The organism is Nostoc sp. DSM 114160, from assembly GCF_053470305.1.
In genome coordinates, this window is sequence record NZ_JBPFGO010000004.1 from 535,977 (window position 1) to 556,404 (window position 20,428).

The 20,428-nt window shown below is 40.1% G+C and carries 19 protein-coding genes; 11 read left to right on the plus strand and 8 right to left on the minus strand.

The features are described from left to right. Positions 1–30 precede the first annotated feature (30 nt). The 3 genes from NSTCB13_RS34135 to NSTCB13_RS34145 all read left to right on the plus strand — a co-directional run bounded on the left by NSTCB13_RS34135 (position 31) and on the right by NSTCB13_RS34145 (position 3,232). Positions 31–843, plus strand: coding sequence for a hypothetical protein (locus NSTCB13_RS34135; RefSeq protein ID WP_448275471.1), 813 nt, complete (start codon positions 31–33; stop codon positions 841–843). A gap of 18 nt (positions 844–861) precedes the next feature. Beyond that, positions 862–2,763 (plus strand): pentapeptide repeat-containing protein, encoded by a 1,902-nt coding sequence (locus NSTCB13_RS34140; RefSeq protein ID WP_448275473.1) that lies wholly within the window; start codon positions 862–864, stop codon positions 2,761–2,763. Positions 2,764–2,932: 169 nt separating this feature from the next. After that, positions 2,933–3,232 carry a hypothetical protein gene (locus NSTCB13_RS34145; RefSeq protein ID WP_448275474.1) on the plus strand — a complete coding sequence of 100 codons (300 nt, stop codon included), beginning with the start codon at positions 2,933–2,935 and terminating at the stop codon, positions 3,230–3,232. A gap of 39 nt (positions 3,233–3,271) precedes the next feature. Here NSTCB13_RS34145 and NSTCB13_RS34150 read toward each other — a convergent pair whose 3' ends face one another. Beyond that, positions 3,272–3,643, minus strand: a complete 372-nt coding sequence (locus tag NSTCB13_RS34150; protein WP_448266830.1) for a CU044_2847 family protein — start codon at positions 3,641–3,643, stop codon at positions 3,272–3,274. 147 nt (positions 3,644–3,790) lie between these two features. Here NSTCB13_RS34150 and NSTCB13_RS34155 point away from each other — a divergent pair, with 147 nt between their 5' ends. The 6 genes from NSTCB13_RS34155 (at position 3,791) to NSTCB13_RS34180 (ending at position 11,273) form a co-directional block, all read left to right on the plus strand. Then, a complete protein-coding gene (locus NSTCB13_RS34155) occupies positions 3,791–5,320 on the plus strand; it encodes an nSTAND1 domain-containing NTPase (protein WP_448275476.1) in 1,530 nt (509 codons plus the stop codon). Next, on the plus strand, positions 5,272–7,305 hold the full coding sequence (locus NSTCB13_RS34160; RefSeq protein WP_448275477.1) for an nSTAND1 domain-containing NTPase: 2,034 nt from the start codon (positions 5,272–5,274) through the stop codon (positions 7,303–7,305). The genes NSTCB13_RS34155 and NSTCB13_RS34160 overlap by 49 nt, the downstream gene beginning before the upstream one ends. Positions 7,306–7,448: 143 nt before the next feature. Further along, positions 7,449–7,787 carry a hypothetical protein gene (locus NSTCB13_RS34165; protein WP_448275479.1) on the plus strand — a complete coding sequence of 113 codons (339 nt, stop codon included), beginning with the start codon at positions 7,449–7,451 and terminating at the stop codon, positions 7,785–7,787. A 420-nt stretch (positions 7,788–8,207) separates the two neighbouring features. Beyond that, on the plus strand, positions 8,208–9,497 hold the full coding sequence (locus NSTCB13_RS34170; protein WP_445631980.1) for a glucose-1-phosphate adenylyltransferase: 1,290 nt from the start codon (positions 8,208–8,210) through the stop codon (positions 9,495–9,497). A 47-nt stretch (positions 9,498–9,544) separates the two neighbouring features. Next, a complete protein-coding gene (locus tag NSTCB13_RS34175; RefSeq protein WP_448275481.1) occupies positions 9,545–10,138 on the plus strand; it encodes an AAA family ATPase in 594 nt (197 codons plus the stop codon). A 121-nt stretch (positions 10,139–10,259) separates the two neighbouring features. Continuing rightward, complete coding sequence (locus tag NSTCB13_RS34180) at positions 10,260–11,273, plus strand: DnaJ C-terminal domain-containing protein (RefSeq protein WP_445631982.1); 1,014 nt, start codon at positions 10,260–10,262, stop codon at positions 11,271–11,273. Positions 11,274–11,660: 387 nt separating this feature from the next. Here NSTCB13_RS34180 and dprA read toward each other — a convergent pair whose 3' ends face one another. After that, positions 11,661–12,800 (minus strand): DNA-processing protein DprA, encoded by a 1,140-nt coding sequence (gene dprA / locus NSTCB13_RS34185; RefSeq protein WP_448275482.1) that lies wholly within the window; start codon positions 12,798–12,800, stop codon positions 11,661–11,663. A gap of 343 nt (positions 12,801–13,143) precedes the next feature. Here dprA and NSTCB13_RS34190 point away from each other — a divergent pair, with 343 nt between their 5' ends. After that, complete coding sequence (locus tag NSTCB13_RS34190) at positions 13,144–14,223, plus strand: alpha/beta hydrolase (RefSeq protein ID WP_445631984.1); 1,080 nt, start codon at positions 13,144–13,146, stop codon at positions 14,221–14,223. A 99-nt stretch (positions 14,224–14,322) separates the two neighbouring features. Here the strand turns inward: NSTCB13_RS34190 and NSTCB13_RS34195 are convergent, their stop codons facing one another. From NSTCB13_RS34195 to NSTCB13_RS34205, 3 genes are all read right to left on the minus strand, one after another. Next, positions 14,323–15,012, minus strand: a complete 690-nt coding sequence (locus NSTCB13_RS34195; protein ID WP_448275484.1) for a YdcF family protein — start codon at positions 15,010–15,012, stop codon at positions 14,323–14,325. Then, complete coding sequence (locus tag NSTCB13_RS34200) at positions 15,012–15,668, minus strand: DUF2301 domain-containing membrane protein (RefSeq protein ID WP_448266824.1); 657 nt, start codon at positions 15,666–15,668, stop codon at positions 15,012–15,014. The genes NSTCB13_RS34195 and NSTCB13_RS34200 overlap by 1 nt, the downstream gene beginning before the upstream one ends. Positions 15,669–15,999: 331 nt before the next feature. After that, complete coding sequence (locus tag NSTCB13_RS34205) at positions 16,000–16,824, minus strand: SAM hydrolase/SAM-dependent halogenase family protein (protein WP_448266823.1); 825 nt, start codon at positions 16,822–16,824, stop codon at positions 16,000–16,002. Between the two features lie 109 nt (positions 16,825–16,933). On the opposite strand from NSTCB13_RS34205, the gene pirA reads away from it, so the two are divergent. Beyond that, positions 16,934–17,089, plus strand: coding sequence for an arginine synthesis PII-interacting regulator PirA (gene pirA, locus NSTCB13_RS34210; RefSeq protein WP_292738868.1), 156 nt, complete (start codon positions 16,934–16,936; stop codon positions 17,087–17,089). Positions 17,090–17,476: 387 nt separating this feature from the next. On the opposite strand, the gene NSTCB13_RS34215 is transcribed toward pirA, so the two are convergent. From NSTCB13_RS34215 to NSTCB13_RS34225, 3 genes are all read right to left on the minus strand, one after another. Beyond that, entirely contained in the window at positions 17,477–19,513 is a 2,037-nt protein-coding gene (locus NSTCB13_RS34215) for a hypothetical protein (protein ID WP_448266822.1), read from the minus strand. Between the two features lie 201 nt (positions 19,514–19,714). Beyond that, complete coding sequence (locus NSTCB13_RS34220) at positions 19,715–20,026, minus strand: sensor histidine kinase (protein ID WP_448266821.1); 312 nt, start codon at positions 20,024–20,026, stop codon at positions 19,715–19,717. Positions 20,027–20,029: 3 nt separating this feature from the next. Then, on the minus strand, positions 20,030–20,191 hold the full coding sequence (locus tag NSTCB13_RS34225; protein WP_448275486.1) for a hypothetical protein: 162 nt from the start codon (positions 20,189–20,191) through the stop codon (positions 20,030–20,032). Between the last annotated feature and the right edge of the window lie 237 nt (positions 20,192–20,428).

The following is a 20,428-nucleotide window of genomic DNA, read 5'->3' on the forward strand; positions in this document are numbered from 1 at the left end:
CCTAAAATTTTTATAGTTTTATTAATATCAATGGTTAAACTTCGCGTTCGAGAACTAGCACAAGAAAAGGTTTACCATTTACTTAGTCTGACTTCAGGAGTTTCTGAAGAAGCTATTCGGACTTACGCAACACAGACTACTGACGATTTTAAAAAAATTTCTCTAGCCCTAAATTGGCCTGTCACAGAGCCTGGTGTTGCTCAAGTATTTCAAATGTTAGATCCTGTCAAAGCTAAGGATATGGCTGTTAATTTACTAAGTAAAGTTTCTGAGATTTCTCTAGATGATATTCAGAAATATGCTAATGAAAATGAAAATTTTAATATTACAGAAAAAATAGAAGATTTGAAAAAAATCGCCAAGGCATTAGATATAGAGATGGTAGAACTAGTAAAGCCTAAAGAGACAAGGGAAGCCGTAAAACTCAAAATTGCTGAACTAGCTCAAGAAAAACAAATATCTCTTCAAGAGTTGGCAACCCAGTCTCAAGTTGATTTTCCTATTATTTGTTTCTATAGTTCACAACCGATTGAAAATAAAAAACTAACACAAGAACCATTTCATAGTAATCTAAGTAAAATCAGTGTAGCTTTAAATTGCAGCTTGGAAGATTTGCAGGATAAAGAAAAAGTAGAGTTACCTCCAACTATGTTGCGAGTTCAAGAATTTTTTGAGACGACAGATTTAAATATAAATGATTTGAGTTTGTTAACGGGAGTCAATAGTGAATTTATAGATTTAATTGCCACTAATCCTATAGATATAAGAAACATACCAAGATGGGGAGAGGAAAAAGTCATATGTGAAATAATATGTAAATTTTTGCATTGCAACTGTAATTAATTTACGGCAATTTTATCAGTGGAATTTTATCAACAAGACATTCGTAATAATCAATATACAGAGAGTATTCTAACCAAGAGTAATTTTCAAAATGCACTTGCAGGACAGAAGCTTATTCAAAAAATACTAATAGGTATTTTGTGTATTGTCGTAGCTGCTTTCGTTAGTATAGTAACGCTTCTAGCAGGTGGAGTATTAACAGCTATACCCAGTAATTTTAACATTAATCATTTTAATTTAATAGAAATTACTGCAATTCTTTTATATGGCATAGCATTAATAATATTTGTAGTTCGCAGTTACGAAGTAGTATTAGCTACTGTTATCTTGATAGTTATCGGAGTTGTTATTTATATTTGTTTCGAGGCAAATCATAAGACTACTGGAATAGGATTCTGGCTATTATGTCTAGGTTTGAGCATAACTTTTGCGTGGGTTAGTGCAACTATTACAGCATTATTTATAGCCATTAGTTTTATTTACTGTGGAGTTATAGGTGAATTCCTAGCTATTATGGGATATGGGCTGATTGCTGAAGCTCTAATTATGGGTGTATCAAAAATTCTATCAGACGAAAAAGATGGCGATCGTTTTATAATTAGAATTGCAGCAATTCCGGTTATATTAGCAGCCGCGCTGATTGCACAAAAAGCAATTAAAGGATCTCCTAAATTGAAATTGATTAAGGAAGTAGCTGTATTCTGGACATCAATAGGTGGAACGTCTTTTTATAAAGCAGATTTAACAGATGCTTGTTTTGATAGCGCACATTTGCCCCATACAGATTTTAGAGAAGCTAATTTAACTCGTACTAGCTTTGAAGATGTAACTGGATTAGAATTTTCTCGTCTCCAAGGAACGATACTAGAAAATCCAAAGGTGAGAAAACTGCTAGTAAAAAAAATAGGCAAGAATGAAGATTATACAGTTGCCAATTTCAATGGTGCTAATTTAAAAAAAGCTGACTTGACAGGGGCAATTTTGAGCGGAATAACTGCTTTAGATACTGATTTTTCTGGAGCAAATTTAAGTGGTGCTTGCATCCAAGAATGGAATATTAATAAGAATACTCGTTTCACAGGGGTGAAATGTTCGCACGTTTATTTAAAGTGTACTAAACAAGGCGATCGCATTATTCTTTCAGAACGGAAGCCAGACAGTGGCGAGTTTCAAGACGGTGACTTTGAAAAATGGATCGATAAATTACAAGAGACAGTAGATGTAATTTTGCGAGATGGATTTAACTTGCGGGCTTTTGGCATTTCGCTTGCTAAAGCTGCTCAAGAGCATGAAGGATTAGACTTTTCTCGTTATAGTATTGAAAATAAGGGTGGAGGCATATTTGTTGGCAAAGTCGGTGTGTCTCCACAAGCTGACAAATCGGCTATTCACCAAACAATTACAAATTATTATTATAACGAATTATATATTCAAGGTGAAAAAGCAAATATATTACTAAATCCAGCAGGAGAAGTTGAAATTATGGAAAGCAATAATCAAAATATTAATGCAGATGGAAATGTCGATATGTCTAGCGGTAATAATATTACCGTAGGTGGCAATGTCACAAACTCTAACTTGACACTGGCAGATGCAAACAGTCAAGTTAGTAATTCGATTCAACAGCTTAGAGATATTAGTACTGATACTAGTGGCGATTTAGCAAAGATTTTAAGCACTTTGCAAAAATCGATCAATGATGAACCTGCCCTTTCTGAAAATCAAAAAAAAGAGGCGCTAGAAGCTGTAGAAACTATAGCAGAAGAAGGTAAAAAACCATCAGGAGAACGAGCAAATAAACTCTGCTCAATGGCTCTCAATGCTCTTAAAGGTATAGCATCTGCTGTTACGGATGCTAGTAAACTAGCCGAAGTCTTCAAAACTTATTTGCCTACTCTTGCAAGCATACTGGGCATTTAGGTTCTGAAGAAAGCTCAACAGCTAAAGATAACAGCAGTAAATCTGTAATTGGAAGTAGAAATTCATGCATTAAGTCTGTAGAAAGATAGGTAATTAAAACTCATAAATTTGATAAATTGGTCTTAAGTATAGGCTAAAAATTGCCCGCCCTTTGACGAAGGAATTGCTGATGAATTATCAAAAGCTAGATGCTGCACTTGCTACAGCGCTGAATGATACTCAAAACCTAGAGCAACCGAGTTTGGTGGTTTTCATCCATACCGAACCAATTTTAGACTCGGCAGCGATCGCTATTTTAGAAAGTTTAGGCGTTAGTGGTGTTAGCAGTGGCAAAGATATTTTCACAGCAACACTTTCACCAAATGCCATTTCACAGTTATCAGAGCAACCTTGGGTGATGAGTTTGAAGCGATCGCAGCAATTAAGTTTGGTTAATAGGAGAATAAATATAGGCAAGTTGGGCGTTTAATGGCTATTGTCTACCTTTTGTACAGATCATTTTTTGCTGTTACTGTGAATCAGGTTTTGGTTTTTCTGGAAACTTACACTTCACTTGAATTTCCAAATTACTTTCAGCAGAGCCTTCGGTAATGTAAGGAATACCTGCTTTACCACCCAACTTAATGCCAAATTTAAGACTTACCTCCTCAATCTCCGCAGTATTAAAGTCTTTAAAAGCACTCAGAGCATAAATAGTATAAGAGCGAATCATTTGCCGAGCTTGTTGCATCCGAGCGATCGCATCTGTTCGCACATCCTTGTATTCTATGCCATCGTCGTCCTCCTCAATTTCCGAAGTTATTTCGGTGGCTGTGACATTAATCTCAATCTGCTCAATCTCCCCGTCTGCTTCAAAAAATAGTTGCTGTACTTCTGACATAAGCTACCTCAATTAAAGTTTTGTAACGTATCTGAATAAATTTCAGCTTGCTTGCAGAAAAATAACAGATGGTATTGTTTCTAGTAACACAGCCATTGATTGTGTCTGTCAAGATTATCCCGCATTTACCAACCCAAGGTGTGTTAAATGGCACGATACGCGCTTGTTATTGGTATCGCCGAATATGTCAGCCCATCATTAACGCGTTTGTCGAAGACTACAAATGATGCTGAAGCTGTAGCGCAACTCCTAGAGCAATATGGTGATTTCCAGTCTGTGCAAAGACTGCCTCAGCGCTGGAATAAAGATAAAAACAGTTATGAAATGGCAGCGCAAAAAGTTACTGGCGCTCAACTTGGGCAAGATTTGAGAACTTTTTTACTAGAGCAAGCGGCTAATAATGAAGCGCTGATTTATTTTAGCGGACATGGTTTTACTATTTCTGACAATTTGGGACAACAAAAGGGATATTTGGCAAGTTCCGATTGTCAGATTGAATTTAAGGATAACGAAAATGTTGAACAAAAATATGGTATTCCTCTGGATAGCCTCAACGATTTAATTCAAGAGTCGCAACTGAGTAGTTTAGTGATGCTACTCGATTGCTGTCATAGCGGCTATTTCTTAGAAAGACAATTAATAGAAAAAAGTCTGAATGCTTTCAGTTCACAAAAGGATTACTACTTAATTACAGCGTGTCGGGGCTTTGAACGCGCCGGAGTAATTAAGAGTGAAGAATACAGCATTTTCACAGGTGCAGTTGTTAAAGGATTGGCGATAGAAAATGCAAGTAGTAATAGTAGGCGAATAAGTGGCGATCGCTTGTTTGATTTTGTCAGCAACGAATTGAAAGGTTCCGTACAGGAGCCGATTCGCATGGGTTGGGGACGTTCGATTACTCTGGTTACTTATCCCCAATTAGATATTCCTACAGGCGAAAAAGTTGCTTTCAATCAAGAAAATCCATACCGGGGACTTTATGCCTTTGAATCAGAACAAGCGCAATATTTTTGTGGACGAGATGAAGCAGTTCGTACATTAATTTTGCGGTTAGCAGAAAGTCGATTTTTGGCTGTAATTGGCTATTCAGGTAGTGGCAAATCTTCTTTAATAAAAGCGGGTTTGTTACCGCAACTGGGAGGCGATCGCCTCCCTGGAAGCAGTGAATGGGCGATCGCATCTTTTACACCAGGAGAGCATCCTTTAGGTAAACTTGTTGATATTTTAACTAGACAACAGCAGCAAAATAAACCACATCTATTATTTATCGATCAATTTGAAGAAGTATTTACACTTTGTCAAGACGATGAGGAACGCCAAGCTTTTATTAGTTTAATAGCACAAGAAGTAAAAAAGGGTGAGGCAGAAACACGAATAATTTTGACAATTCGCGGTGATTTCTTAAATCGTTGTGCTGACTATTTAGAAATTATTACTCTCATCAATAGCATTCCTCCCACATCATTCATCGTTACACCGATGTCTTTTCCTGAGTTAGAAGAAGCAATAGAAAAACCAGCAAAATTACATGGGGTAACATTTGAGCATGGTTTAGTTTCGCAAATTGCTGCCGATGTTATCAACCGTCCCCGGGTGCATTACCCATACTGCAATATGCCCTTAAAGAATTGTGGCGAGTTTGCATTGAAGAACCTGAATCGCCACAACCGCTTTTAACTCATGAAGGCTATGAAGAAATTGGCGGGGTTAAAGGAGCTTTAGACAAAAGAGCGACAATTTTATATGAAAGTTTAACAACTATAGATCAAGCCTTTACGCGTCGTTTGTTTATGGAATTGGTGCACTTAGGTGAAACAGGAGAAGTGACGCGGCGGCGTGCTAGCTGGGAGAGATTAGAAGCAATTTCAGATTCTCCACAACAACTGCAAAGGGTTGTAGGATTGCTGGCAGGTTCTCAACAACGTTTAATTATCACCGATGAAAAGACGGTTGAAGTTGCTCATGAAGCACTTTTATCTGAGTGGAAATTATTAAATACTTGGATTGCTGAAAATCTGGAGAATATTCGTCTGAGTCGTTCTTTAGAAGAAGATTGCCAAGAATGGCTACAAAGATTTAATAAATTAGATGAAGCACTATTGGCGGGTGCAAAGTTGGCTGTAATTTCTGAGTGGGTGAATAAAACTCAGCCAAGACTTACACCCTTAGAATCAGAATTTTTGCATAAGAGTTTGGAGAGACGCGACAGAGAAATTCAAGCTCAATTAGAGCAGGAACGTCAACTTAAAGAACTAGCAGAGTCTCGACAAAAAGAAGCGGAAGCTAGAGCCATAGCCGAAATTGAAAAAGCTATGGCAGCAGAAGATAAAGCCAAAGCAGAAGCTGCAAGAGCAAAAGAGGCAGAGGCAAGTGCTAAATATCAAAAACAACGAACTAGGCTGGCGATCGCCTCAGCATGTGGACTAACATTACTGACTATTTTTACGATTGGATTTGGAATTAGGGCAGAACAGAATAAAAATAAAGCTCTTGAAGCTCTTATTTCTGAGCCTATACGGCTTTTTGAAACAAGCAATCAGCTTGAAGCAATGATAGCAAGCATCAAGGTACTGAAAGAATTTAGAAAAATGAGTGTAGAAGATGGTGTGTCTCTAAATAAACTAAAAGCGTCTGTAATTGATAAGGTGCGAGAGCGTAATCGCTTAGAAGGGCATACTCAGGAAGTTATGGATGTCAGTTTTAGCCCTAATGGTGAAATTATTGCCTCTGCAAGTGTTGATACAAGTATAAAGCTTTGGAACAAAAACGGTAAATTTCTAGAAGATTTGAGAGATCCAAATAAAAAGGACATTGAAAGCATCAGTTTTAGTCTCAAAGATCCAGTGATTACCTCTTCTTCTGCTGATAATAATGGAATGATTAGGCTTTGGAATATCAACAGCAAATCCAAACGCGAACTTAAGCCGCAAACACTCAGCCCTGATAACTATATTGTGCAAGTAAGTTTCAGTCCTGATGGCAAAATGATCGCCTCTGCCAATTGGGATAAAACTGTAAAACTTTGGCAGGTAATAGATGGGAAGCTTTTACACACTTTCTCCAAGCATAATAATGTCGTTTGGGAAGTAAGTTTTAGCCCCGATGGTAAAATAATTGCCTCGGCAAGTGAAGATAAAACTGTAAAACTTTGGCAGGTAGTAGATGGGAGACTTTTACACACGCTGAAGGGACATCTTGATGCCGTTATGGGTGTGAGCTTTAGCCCCAATGGTAAAATGATCGCTTCAGCAAGTAAAGACACAACCGTAAAACTTTGGCGAGTAGCAGATGGCAAATTGCTACACACCTTCACTGGCCATAAGAATTATGTTAACAAAGTCAGATTCAGCCCCAATGGTAAAATGATCGCTTCAGCAAGTAAAGACACAACTGTAAAACTTTGGCGGGTAGCAGATGGTAAATTACTACACACCTTCACTGGCCATAAAAATGCAGTCAATAATGTGAGCTTTAGCCATGATGGTCAAACAATTGTATCTGCTAGTGACGATTATACTGTCAGAATATGGAGTTTGAATCCAATTGATACTCATCCTAATGTTAATGATCTATTATTCAAAAGCTGTAATTGGCTGAAGAATTATCTCACAAATAATTCTAAACTACCTCAAGCAGAGCGCTCTATCTGTGATGATGTTTAATTTATTTAATAAGTAATCGTAATCGATTTTGTAAATTTATTTTATTTATATTGAAAAGCTGGAAAGATAGTTATTTAACTAATTGAAAAATAAAAAATGTTTTATTACAATAGTATTGCTAAAAAATAAATAAAGGTTAAATAATGAAAACAGCTTTAGATAGTTTAAGTGAAATCAAAGTTTTGTATAGTGATTTGAGTGGTGAACTAGAAACTTTAACTTCGATTCAAAATTTCATCTCCCAGATGGAAGTATCTTTGAAAGAACCTTGCTTAAATGAGCCAAAATTAGAGACAGATGAATCGGAAATTATAAAATTTCAAGAGACATTCAAAAATTTTTTAGATGAAAATAAGTCTGTAAGCCAAGTTGAACTTCAAAAATTTGCTAAAGGAGTTGAGAAAATAAAGTGTAGGTGTCCAAAAAAACCTTGCCGCTCACAAGAGACAATCAGTTTATTTCTGAAGTCTTTTGAAAGCTGAGAATTAATACTTGCATATAAGTAACAAACTTATACTTTAGGACTTATGCATGTTACATAAGTAATACATGGAATTTGGGTGTTTCAGCCATGTTTAAAACCTAGCTAGTATAAAGGAAGCGGATAAATCAGGGTTATGCGAAGCACCTGAAACTGAAAAATACCGTCGTGCATATTATGGCTAATTTGTACAGTGCGTAAGTCCTAATGAAGTGAGTGTTTGTAATGGCACGTACAACTTATACTTTCAATAAGTAAAATTTGATATTCTGAATTAGTTTTTTGATTAACAGGCAGCACTATCTATTACCAACAGCATTTTAGAAAATTCATCCCAAAGAATCAGACGATCCCCCTTACCTGTGGTGGCAGACAGTCCTAAACTGAAGATGAGAGTTGAAAGGCAGTCTGGAGAAATTTTGTGAAAAAAGTATTATCAATCATTCTTGGTGGTGGCGCGGGTACTCGGCTTTACCCGCTAACCAAACTACGCGCTAAACCAGCAGTACCAGTAGCGGGCAAGTATCGCCTAATCGATATCCCTGTAAGTAACTGCATAAACTCCGAAATATTCAAAATTTACGTCCTGACACAATTCAACTCAGCTTCCCTGAATCGTCACATCGCCCGTACCTATAACTTTACTGGCTTCAATGAAGGGTTTGTGGAAGTTCTCGCGGCACAACAAACACCAGAAAACCCTAACTGGTTCCAAGGTACAGCCGATGCTGTACGTCAGTACCTGTGGTTAATGGAAGAATGGGATGTAGAAGAATATCTAATTCTCTCTGGCGATCACCTCTACCGTATGGATTATCGCCAGTTTATCCAGCGCCATAAGGAAACGGGGGCTGATATTACTCTCTCAGTCATCCCCATCGATGAGCGCCGCGCCTCAGATTTTGGCTTGATGAAAATTGATGATTCTGGTAGGGTAATCGATTTTAGCGAAAAACCCAAAGGTGAAGCGTTACGCCAAATGCAAGTTGATACAAGTGTACTGGGATTATCAAAAGAACAAGCCCAGCAACAGCCTTATATCGCCTCAATGGGGATTTATGTCTTTAAAAAAGATGTTTTGTTCAAGTTGTTGAGAGAAGGTATAGAAAGGACTGATTTCGGCAAAGAAATTATTCCTGATGCCTCTAAAGATTACAACGTTCAAGCTTATCTTTTTGATGACTACTGGGAAGATATTGGAACAATCGAAGCATTTTATCATGCCAATTTAGCCCTAACTCAGCAGCCCCAGCCACCCTTTAGTTTCTACGATGAACACGCACCAATTTATACCCGCGCTCGCTACTTACCTCCAAGTAAACTTTTAGATTGCCAGATCACAGAATCAATAATCGGCGAAGGTTGTATTTTGAAAAATTGCCGCATTCAACATTCAGTGTTGGGAGTGCGATCGCGAATTGAATCTGGTTGTGTCATCGAAGAGTCCCTACTCATGGGTGCAGACTTTTACCAAGCTTCTGTAGAGCGCCAAACTAATGTAGAACAAGGTGTTATTCCTGTAGGTATTGGTACTGACTCAATTATTCGCGGTGCTATCATTGATAAAAATGCCAGTATCGGTCACAATGTCAAAATCATCAATAAAGATAACGTCCAAGAAGCTGACCGAGAAAATCAAGGTTTCTACATCCGTAGTGGCATCGTTGTCGTACTGAAAAATGCCGTAATTCCTGATGGAACAATTATTTAATAGTGCTGAGTGCTGAGTTATGAGTGCTGAGTTATGAGTTATGAGTTATGAATACAACATCTAATCACTCCTCACTCTTCACTTCTTACTCAGCACGGGCTAAACGCCCCGCTTCCGCTAACAGCACTCAGCACTCAGCACTCATTTTGCTGATTGGTCTTCCAGGTAGCGGTAAGTCAACTTTGGCAAAACAATTATTGGCAGAATGCCCCCAAATGGCGCTAATTTCTACCGATGCCATTCGGGGGCAATTGTTCGGTTCCCAAGCTGTTCAAGGGCCGTGGCTGCTGATTTGGCGCGAAATTGAGCGGCAATTTCAGCAAGCTATTTCTACAACTAATACAGCTATTTTTGATGCCACTAATGCCCAGCGCCGTCATCGTCGTGAAGTGATTACTTTCGCCCGTAACTTGGGCTTTACCCACATTAGAGGAATTTGGGTAGATACACCAGTTTGGCTATGTTTAGCACGGAATAAAAAGCGATCGCGCCAAGTTCCAGAAGAAATTATTTTGCGGATGCACCGTCAACTCCGGGATGCTCCCCCAAGCCGCGAAGAAGGACTAGACAGCCTGAGCCGCTTATCAGAAAAATTGGAGTACGGGAATTGCGATTCCTTGGTGAGCAAGAACCACACTTGATTTTCTATATTTTTTGTTAATTTGAAATCAGATTCTTTTTGTTTGGCACTATAACCAGGCAAATTAAATATCTTTCATCTTCAAAAAAAACATAACGGGAATTTCTATAGGAGGCTGGTAGATGGCTGCAACCGACTTCAAGGACTATTACGCTATTTTGGGAGTCAGTAAGACTGCCAGTTCAGAGGAAATTAAACAAGCCTTTCGTAAACTAGCCCGCAAATACCATCCTGATGTCAACCCAAACAACAAACAGGCAGAAGCACGCTTCAAAGAAGTTAGCGAAGCCTACGAAGTTATATCAGATCCAGATAAACGCAAAAAGTACGACCAATTCGGTCAATATTGGAAACAAGCTGGTGAAGGTTTCCCATCTGGTGGTGCTGCTCCCGATATGGGTAACTTTGACTTTAGTCAATACGGCAATTTTGATGAGTTCATTAATGAATTGCTAGGACGCTTTGGTGGTTCTCCCCCTCGTGGTGGGGCGCGCCAAAGTCAGGCACGAAGTCACTCTTACCGCACTTCTCCAGGTACCTCAACTCATTTTAGCAGCAGCTTTAACGATTTTGGGTTTCAAGATGGAGGTGTGGGTACTGGCCAGGATAGCGAAGCTGCGATCGCTCTAACTTTTGCTGAAGCATTTAATGGTGTGAAAAAGCGCTTCAGTTTGGGTAATGAAACCATAGATGTCAACATTCCATCTGGGGCTAAAACTGGTACTCGCCTACGGGTGCGAGGCAAAGGTCAAATTAACCCCATGACTCAACAACGGGGGGATTTATACTTAAAAGTCGAACTTCAGCCGCACACGTTCTTCCAAATGGAAGGCGATAACTTGGTATGCGAAGTGCCAATCACACCAGATGAAGCGACTCTGGGAGCCTCTATTGATGTACCCACTCCCGACGGTTCAGTTAATGTCAAACTACCAGCAGGAGTGCGTTCTGGTCAATCTCTACGTTTACGTGGCAAAGGTTGGCCCCTCCCTAAAGGTGGACGCGGCGATCAGTTGGTGAAAGTGGCGATCGTTCCACCAAAAGACCTCAGCCAACAAGAGCGGGAATATTATGAAAAAATCCGGGCTATACGTACTTATAATCCCCGTAGTCATTTGAACCAATTTAGGCTTTAATCAGCAAAAAGAGAATCCCCATAATTGAAATCTCGTCATTACTCACATTTTGGTGACAGTCAAAGTATTATGCTAAACCACATCCTATCTAGAGCTTAAGTTCTGCGGCTTTGAGCTACTGTTCACTCAAGTGGATTTGAATCATGTTTGGATAAGTGTTTAACCGAACTTGAGATGAATTGTTGTTTAGTCCAGTTAAAAGAACTTGAACTATTAGCCTTGGAATTGTATTTCGAGGCACAATAGTTCCACTTAGTATTCAAAAGCCCACTGATTCCTTATTTTAAGTAGTTTGTTTTTATATAAAAATTGTATTTTTATATTGTCATAAATCTGATGATTAAATTGCTAAAAACAAAGCTAAATAATGTTGTTATCTTTTAATTCTTAACTTTTTTGATACCGCATACCTGGTAGTTGCGAAATAAAACCCATAAGTTCCAACTGTAACAAAGCACTGGAAACTGAGCCAGCAGCCATGCCAGTTTGTTGGACAATAAGATCGAAGGGTAAAGCATCACTTGCGAGTGCCTCCGGCACGCCTGCGGCGAACGCATCCATTACTGTTTGCAATTCTGGCGATAAAGTTGGCATTAACTGTTCTGGTGCTGTAGAAGCTTCAATCGCATCAATTTGTGGTATTGCTCCTAGCATTGTTAACAGTTCGTCTAGTTCCTTAAGAATGAAAGTTGCTCCCTGATTCAGTAACTTTAAGCATCCTTGGGATGGATAATCGTCAAGTCTTCCAGGTAATGCATAGACATCTCTACCAAATTCATTTGCGTAGGTAGCAGTAATTAAGGCACCAGATTTTAAAGGCGCTTCCATTACTAAGATGGCGCGGCTTAAGCCTGCAATAATCCGGTTGCGACGGGGAAAGTGAGTCCGATCGGGTGGGGTTTTTGTCGGGTACTCACTTACAACTAGCCCAGCCGTCAAAATTTGCTTGTACAAATCCCGATTTTTATGGGGATAGATGACATCTACACCAGTTCCCAAAACTGCGATCGTGCGTCCACCTGCTTTCATAGCAGCGATGTGGCTTTCAGTGTCAATTCCCTCTGCCATACCAGAAACGACTGTAAAGCCATTTTTAGCCAAAGCTGTACTAATTTGGCGAGTCCAACGGATACCATATTCTGAGGGTTGGCGGGTTCCGACAATCCCAACCATTGGTTTTTGTCCGAGATTTTCTTGGAGTTCGACTTCACCGCGATAGTACAAAATTGGCGGTGGACTCGGAGTTTCTAGCAGTAAACGGGGATAATCTGCATCTGCTGGCGTCCAGAAATGAGAATTTTCCTGCTGGTGCTTGGTGAATAGTTGTTCTGGGTGCAAACGCGATCGCTGTTGTACTACTTTTTCTAGTGTCTGAAAACCAAAACCCTCTACTTCTCCTAACTGTACCTTAGTAGCGTTCCAAGCTGTTGCCAGCGTGCCAAAATGCTGTTGTAGCCGTCGCAGTAATACTGGCCCAATTCCAGAAATTTGTGCCCAAGCTAGCCAATATGCGCCTTCTTCTACCACGGTTCTATCCTCACGCCTACTGGATTGAGTATTCCCAAATTAAGGTTGGCTGTTGATGTGGTGAGGGGGCAGGGGGGTAGGGGAGACAAGGGAGACAAGGGAGACAAGGGGGACAAGGATGAATTATTGAAAATCTCTCCCCAGTCTCCCCCTTCTTTCTTGTCTCCTTTGTTTCTTCTCCATGCCCAATACCCAATGCCCAATTCCCAATTCCCAATTCCCCTTGACTTTTGGCTCTTGACTCTTGACTATTAACTATTGACTATCTATCTTCTTATCCTGTGTGATGAAATATTTCTATCGTCTTCTAATAAGCCTATCTGGGTGCTTAATATTTTTACTGGTGCATAGTGGCCTTGGTTTATTACCTAGTTTGGCAGCCGAAAAAGTTACCGTCAGGTACGGATTGTTTGAGCAATCGATTCCGGTGGCAGATATACGCAACTATGACAAGACACAAAAGGTTTCTAGCGATCTGAAATCTTTTCTAGATTACCTCAGCGCTGAAGAGAAACAGAAATTTCAAGAAGCCCTTCAGGTGAAAATGTCCCTTGATATTGTGGCTTTAGATAAGCTGGTAAACACAGGAATGGGCAAGCAAATTTTATCTTTTGCTTCCCAAGCGATCGCTCGTCGCGATCAGGCTAGTATACAAGCACTACGATCTGCCCTGATCGTCGGAGCAAGATCGCCAGAAGGTCTAGGAATAACCAGCTTTCTAGAAGCCTATCCCAGCGATCGACTAGTTATTGAGGTGTCAAAAATTAAGAAGCTGGTCGGTATGGCAAATTCTTCTGCTAGTTCTGCTGATGCGCCGCCGAAAGATGATGTCAGTTCTTCACCTTTAGGGAAAATTGCCCTACAATATCAAACACTCGCCGCCCAGGATAAACAGTTCTCAGGTTGCTTATTTGGCGATTCTATTTCGGCTGGACTTGGCAATACCCTAGGCAGTGGTACTTTTAATTTTGGGTTAAATGGTCTGAGTACAATCTCATTACTAGAACAACTGAAAAGTTTAATTCCTACCAAGGTGAAATGCGAAAAAGCCATTATTGCTGTAGGTGGAAATGATGCTTTGTATAAAATTAGTGATGAATTATTTAGCAAAAATCTCCAAGAGGCGATCGCACTTCTGCGCACAATGGGAACTAAAGAGATTTTTCTAATTCCGGCTTTTTATTCGACAGTGGCAGCAAGCTCAGATCCAACTGTAGCAGCCCCACTGAAGAGAGTTGAACAAATTAATGTTCTGATTAATCAAGTGGCTGAAACAGAAAAAGTGCCAGTTGCCGCAGCCGGACTAGCACCATTATATGAAAATAATGTTCTGAAAGAAAATTTCACCAGTGATGGCGACCATCTGAATGCAGAGGGTTTGAAAATTTATCGACAAGCATTATTACAAATCCTGGGTAAGTAATACCATTTTGGATTTTGGATTTTGGATTGACTGAAAAATCTAAAATCTAAAATTCAAAATTCAATGGCTGCCGCAGCCAATATTTCTGCTGTATTACTATTAGGCTTTCCAATTCAAAAACCGTGCATAAAGATAAGCTATACCTTCATCAAGAACCATCCGCACGCCTTCGCTAGAACTCCACCATTTGTTTGGATTATAATCTTGTGTTGTCGCAGCAATCACACCAACATTAATTTGAGGGTTAAGTATTTTTTTAAAAAGAAACCAACTCCTACGGGCATGAACGTCCAAGGAAAAAAGATTAATCGATTCTATCTTTAAATTTGAATTGGATAGCCAACGTTCAAATTCAGCAGCAGATGCATAACTACGATCTTTAACCACAAAAGGTGTCGGAACGGCTACTACTTTTTCTGCTTCTAAACCGAGTTTTATGAAGGTGTCAGCCGATACGTCTGCAAAGTTCTTGTATCCGGTAAGATAACTTCCTTTTCCTAATGTACCTCCGGTAGTAATTATTTGATGATAAGAACCGTTTTGAAATTCAGTCAAAGCTTCTTCTATAGCGTAATCTGGTAGCCATCCTTCAACAACTAATACTTCTGCTGATTGGCTCGGGGAAGTTACGGCGAGAAATGAGTGTACATGAGTAAAAATGAAAAATATTAAATAAACAATCAAAGCGATCGCAATCGCCCACCCTTGAGCCGTAAGTGTCCACATTTCTTGGCGTTTGATTAGTTTGATTTTGGGAAATTTTTGACACCGACGATTTTTTATCCGCATTAAACCTTAGCTAAACGTTGTTCTTTCAAGTAGGTAAATACAGACTTATCTCCAATATCAGCAGGAATTGCTTGAACTGTCTTGCGCAGGGCAAACACTAAAAATAATATTGCCCAAGTTCCTAATAAAATACTTTCTACCTGGGTTGGTAAAATTCCTACCAAATGTCCTAACAACAGTAGCGGTACAATTGGGGTTAATACTTTGGTTTCCAGGCGATTGAAGCAAAAAGCCTCTTTAAAATAAATACCTGTTAAAGCTACGAAAATAAAACCAACTCCAAATAAGGTAATTGGCTGATTGTAAACAGCAAGAGCTAAAGGTTCACTACTACTGATTGCCAGAATCACTGATGCGATACTACCAATCGCCCAAAAAACTTGCAATGCTCGGTGCAGTGATGCCATGTAAATATGGATGGTAAATAAACTTACACCAAGAGCGAGACTAAAACAAGCATATAGAGGTGTCAGTAAATTTACAACAGTTGGGTTATTGTTGAGTAAAATCAAGGCGCTGCCGATGGCAAAGCTCAGTGCTGCTACCATTAACCCAGCACGGTAGATAATTACGCCAGTGCGATCGCTCTGAGTAATTGTAAATTCCCCAAACTGACCTTGATAAACTTCTGGTGCAGAGAGTGTTTGTGTAGTCATAGCTAAGAATATAATTATGATTCTCTAGGAGAGTACAACAGGAAATTGCTCAAGGGTTACTTTTATTATTATGAGCAATAAGGCGAACTTCATGTCACCATTTTTAAACTTACATATTTTAGCAGTTGCTTTCTGGAAATTTTTGTCGAATCGGCACTGCCTACGGTGAATGAAAATGCTTATTTTTAAGTGATGTGTAGTTGGCTATGCTCCTTTTTATATCTAGAATTTTCCTCTTTTTTTGACTTTCCCACAAATTACCAACAGGCACTTTGCAGCCTGGGAATTTTTCACTGTCTTAACTTTAGCAAGATTCACTGGTCTGATTTTCTTAAAAAAACAAGACTTCTAGCGGATCTTGTAAATTAATCTGTAATTGTGAGTGAGCATGTCCGCAATTAATGGCAATTTCTACCCAACCGTGACTGCCAACTAAAGCTATTATCTCTCCCACTTTCACCTCACTGTAAGTTTCACAGCCTGGTACACTCAATCCAGCAACTTGCACATACCAACTTTTGCCTTGCACGTAACTGGCTGGAATGTTACTCACCAAGTTGCCAAAGTGGTCAATATATTGAATGCAACCCACTACACTGGTGGTTGTCTGCTTGCAGTTGCCTATATCCAGGTTTACCAAACTTGCTGGATCGATTTCTTGCCCTAGCTGTTTGAGGGGGACACCACTAGCAAGATTAGCTGCTACTGGTGCAAAAATATCCCTACCGTGAAAAGTCTTGCTTGGTTGAGGAGTGCGCCAATAATTAAGATTTGTAAGTTCGACGGCTGCGTAGGCGTAGCCCGTCGTAGACATCGCCAGACTTTGACTGAGTACCCCGCTGAATATACCATTATCTGGGCCGACCAAAAACCCTTGAGCAAATTCTACTGCGATCGCTCGTCGCTTGCTTCCCACACCTGGATCGACTACTGCCAGATGCACTGTCCCAACTGGAAAATGGGTATAAGCATTCATCAGGCTAAACCTGGCTGCTTTGATGTCTTGCGGCGGAATTTGGTGCGTTAAGTCTACCACCGTCAGTCTGGGGTTGATTTGGGCTATGACTCCCTTGATTATGCCTACATAAACATCGCGATCGCCAAAATCGCTCAGTAAAGTCACAAGGGGCTGTCGATCTATCTGGTTATTAGACATATTCTGGTAAAAATATATAAAAAATATATTTTCTGTAGCAACAGCTACAAAATGTGTGCTATGTTAAGAATACAAGACATAAATGGAAAAACTAAAGCAGGTAATCACTATGAGTCAAAATAGACTACAAAGTTTGAGCAAATCACGAGAAACTCACAGAGCGAATATTCAAAGAAGCCTAGAGCATCGCTTGGAAATAGCTAGAGCAAAAGGCGACGAACAGTTAATTCGTCAACTGGAAGCTGAAATGAGGTATTCCAGCTAAATCAAGTTTTCATTGTTCATAGTTTTGTTGTGTAACCCGCTACGGCGGGTTTTTTCTTTTTAGAGGGTTTCCTGGCAATTCTGCTAAAAGCTCATCATCCTTACTCAAGCGACGAGATTGATTCCACTAAGCGAAAGTTCGTTCAACAATTTCTCAAAGGTATTGGTGAAGCGATGTTTACGATGGTCACTAAGCGGCTGGTAAGCAAAGTCGAATTATGCCGTCCCGTCTGCGTCTCGTAGAGAAGTGCGGGCTGCACCTACGCTCCTGTATTATGACCGAATAATTAGCAGAACTTGAAACACCGCAATTAGTGTAAAACTTTGACCGCAAAACTTCCCATGTTTAGATTAGATTACAGATTTTTACGCCTGTCTTGGCTCAATACTAAATATAAGTATCGATACTAGCTAGACCCCCATCATTGAAGACGTTGACTAAATCATCTCTCCCGTCTGCGTTAAAATTGCCGACTAGCCATTTTTGAGTATCCCCAAACCCGCCTTGACCTGTTGCCCAGCGCTGGCTATCAAAACTCTCACCATTAGATAAGTGAGTATCGATACTAACTAGACCCCCATCATTAAAGACGTTGACTAAATCATCTTTCCCATCTGCGTTAAAATCGCCGACTAGCCATTTTTGAGTATCCCAAAACCCGCCTTGTCCAGTTGCCCAGCGCTGGCTATCAAAACTCCCACCATTAGATAAGTGAGTATCGATACTAACTAGACCCCCATCATTAAAGACGTTGACTAAATCATCTCTCCCGTCTGCGTTAAAATCGCCGACTAGCCATTTTTGAGTATCCCCAAACCCGCCTTGGCCTGTTGCCCAGCGCTGGCTATCAAAACTCCCACCATTAGATAAGTGAGTATCGATACTGGCTAGACCCCCATCATTAAAGACGTTGACTAAATCATCTTTCCCATCTGCGTTAAAATCGCCGACTAGCCATTTTTGAGTATCCCAAAACCCGCCTTGTCCAGTTGCCCAGCGCTGGCTATCAAAACTCCCACCATTAGATAAGTGAGTATCGATACTAGCTAGACCCCCATCATTAAAGACGTTAACTAAATCATCTTTCCCATCTGCGTTAAAATCGCCGACTAGCCATTTTTGAGTATCCCCAAACCCGCCTTGTCCAGTTGCCCAACGCTGGCTATCAAAACTCCCACCATTAGATAAGTGAGTATCGATACTGGCTAGACCTCCATCATTAAAGACGTTGACTAAATCATCTTTCCCATCTGCGTTAAAATCGCCGACTAGCCATTTTTGAGTATCCCAAAACCCGCCTTGGCCTGTTGCCCAGCGCTGGATATTAGGAAAGTTTAGAGTACCACTGATAAAGTACTGCCCCAAACTGCCGTAATCCGTGTAGCCAGTTGAAAGAGGATCTTCTTTTCCTATACCATCAATTTTGAGGTAATAATTTCCAGCAACGACATTTGTTGTAATACTTGCAGATAGTAAATCTGTTGGATTGGACGATGCAATTAAGGTACCAGCAGAATTGTATAGCTCTGCCAAAATGTCTAAGTTTGGCCCTGGACTAAAAGGATTCACTGTCAAGCTAATCAGACCAGTACCTGTGACAAAACTATAGAAATCTAAATCTGTATTGCGCTCAATGATGCCACTACCACTGATAGACGTACTAGAAATGGTTAGTGGCTTTGCTGTCGCAATTGTATCGCCACAATCATCGGCTCGGTAGGTGAACCCATTTTGGGTTGTAATAATTTGCAAATCATCCTCAGTATTGTTAGCAGAAGCATACTCGCCTTTACTCCACTGGGTTAGCTCGTCGTAATACGCTGCTCCCATGATCGGTGCCCAGCCAGTCTCTCCACTAGGATGTCCTAGATAGTATTCTTGAGGGGGGGTTATTTGTCCATCATGCTTGAGTCCCAGCGTATGACCTACTTCATGAGAGATAAGTTCAGCCGTCTCCTTCTCATCGCCGAACGCATCTTCAGCAAAAACAAAGGCAGGAGTATCACTATTCCAGTTGAAAGAACCACGCTTGGCGATTCCTCCTACTCTTTCACCATACCAATCGTAACTGCTACCGCCGATCGCAATACGCACCCCCCAGCGAGTATCATTACTGCCGCTCTTAATCAGATCGTTAATATCTACTGGAGCCTGCGTTGTGACATTAACATTAAATGGGCTGAAATCCTCAGCAACACGCTGCCAGATATACTGAATTGTTTCAAGTTCAGCCGAGCTAAAGGATGCTATGTTGCCGTCGAAGTCGAAGGCAGGGATGATAATGTTAGCCAGACCTTTATCTGTGTTCCAGGAAGTACCAGAGGTGATATTGCCGTCGAAATCTAAATAAATTGTCTGATTAGCTCCTGGTAAGCTGTTGAGGAAGAAAGTTTTAGACAGGTCTAAAGAAGCTGATACTGACATATAATTTCATCCTTAAAGGAAATCTCTATTAGTTTCTCTGTATCAAGCAGATAACTTTACGTGTTTTCCTATGCAATCTTTACAAAAAGTTATAATCTGCTCTCACCGATACTGGAAATATTTGCATTTCATCTCGCAGGATGGTATCAACTAACTGACAAGAAGAGATAATGACCAAAGAATTTCAGAGTCTCGACCAAATTAATTTTGAGTTTGAGTCAGAATTGGTAAGGTAATGACAAATTCAGTTCCCTCACCAAGCGTAGAATTCACAACCAGTGAACCGTGATGTTTTTCTACCACAATAGACTGAGCGATCGCCAGTCCTAAACCCGTACCTTTACCAACTCCTTTTGTAGTAAAGAAATGGCTAAATATTTTTTCTTTGACTTCTTCACTTATTCCGTTACCATTATCAGCAATTGATATTTTTACGTTGCCTTTATGGATATTAAAAGGTACTGAAATACTGCAATTAGTGAGTAATGTTGCAAAGTAGACCGCTTCCGTCATGAGTTAGACCGCTCCCATAAGTTCGGAAGCTACTCCCATAAGTTCGGAAGCTACTCCCATAAGTTTGGGAGCTACTCCCATAAGTTCGGGAGCTGCTCCCATAAGTTCGGGAGCTGCTCCCGTAAGTTGTGAAACCGCTCCCATAAGTTCGGGAGCTGCTCCCATAAGTTTAGGAACTGCTCCCGTAAGTTTGGGAGCCGCTACAGTTGCAATATTGATAACTACAGCTTAAGTATAGTGACACCAACTTCAATAGATGATACCTTAAGCATTTAAAGGTAAAGGCACGCAGCCATGCACTTCTACTGCGTATTACATCCAAAATTTTTGTATTTTCCTTATTTTGTCAAAATCCGAAATATTGCATAGTAAACTTGTATAAAATTTCAGTGATACCACCTC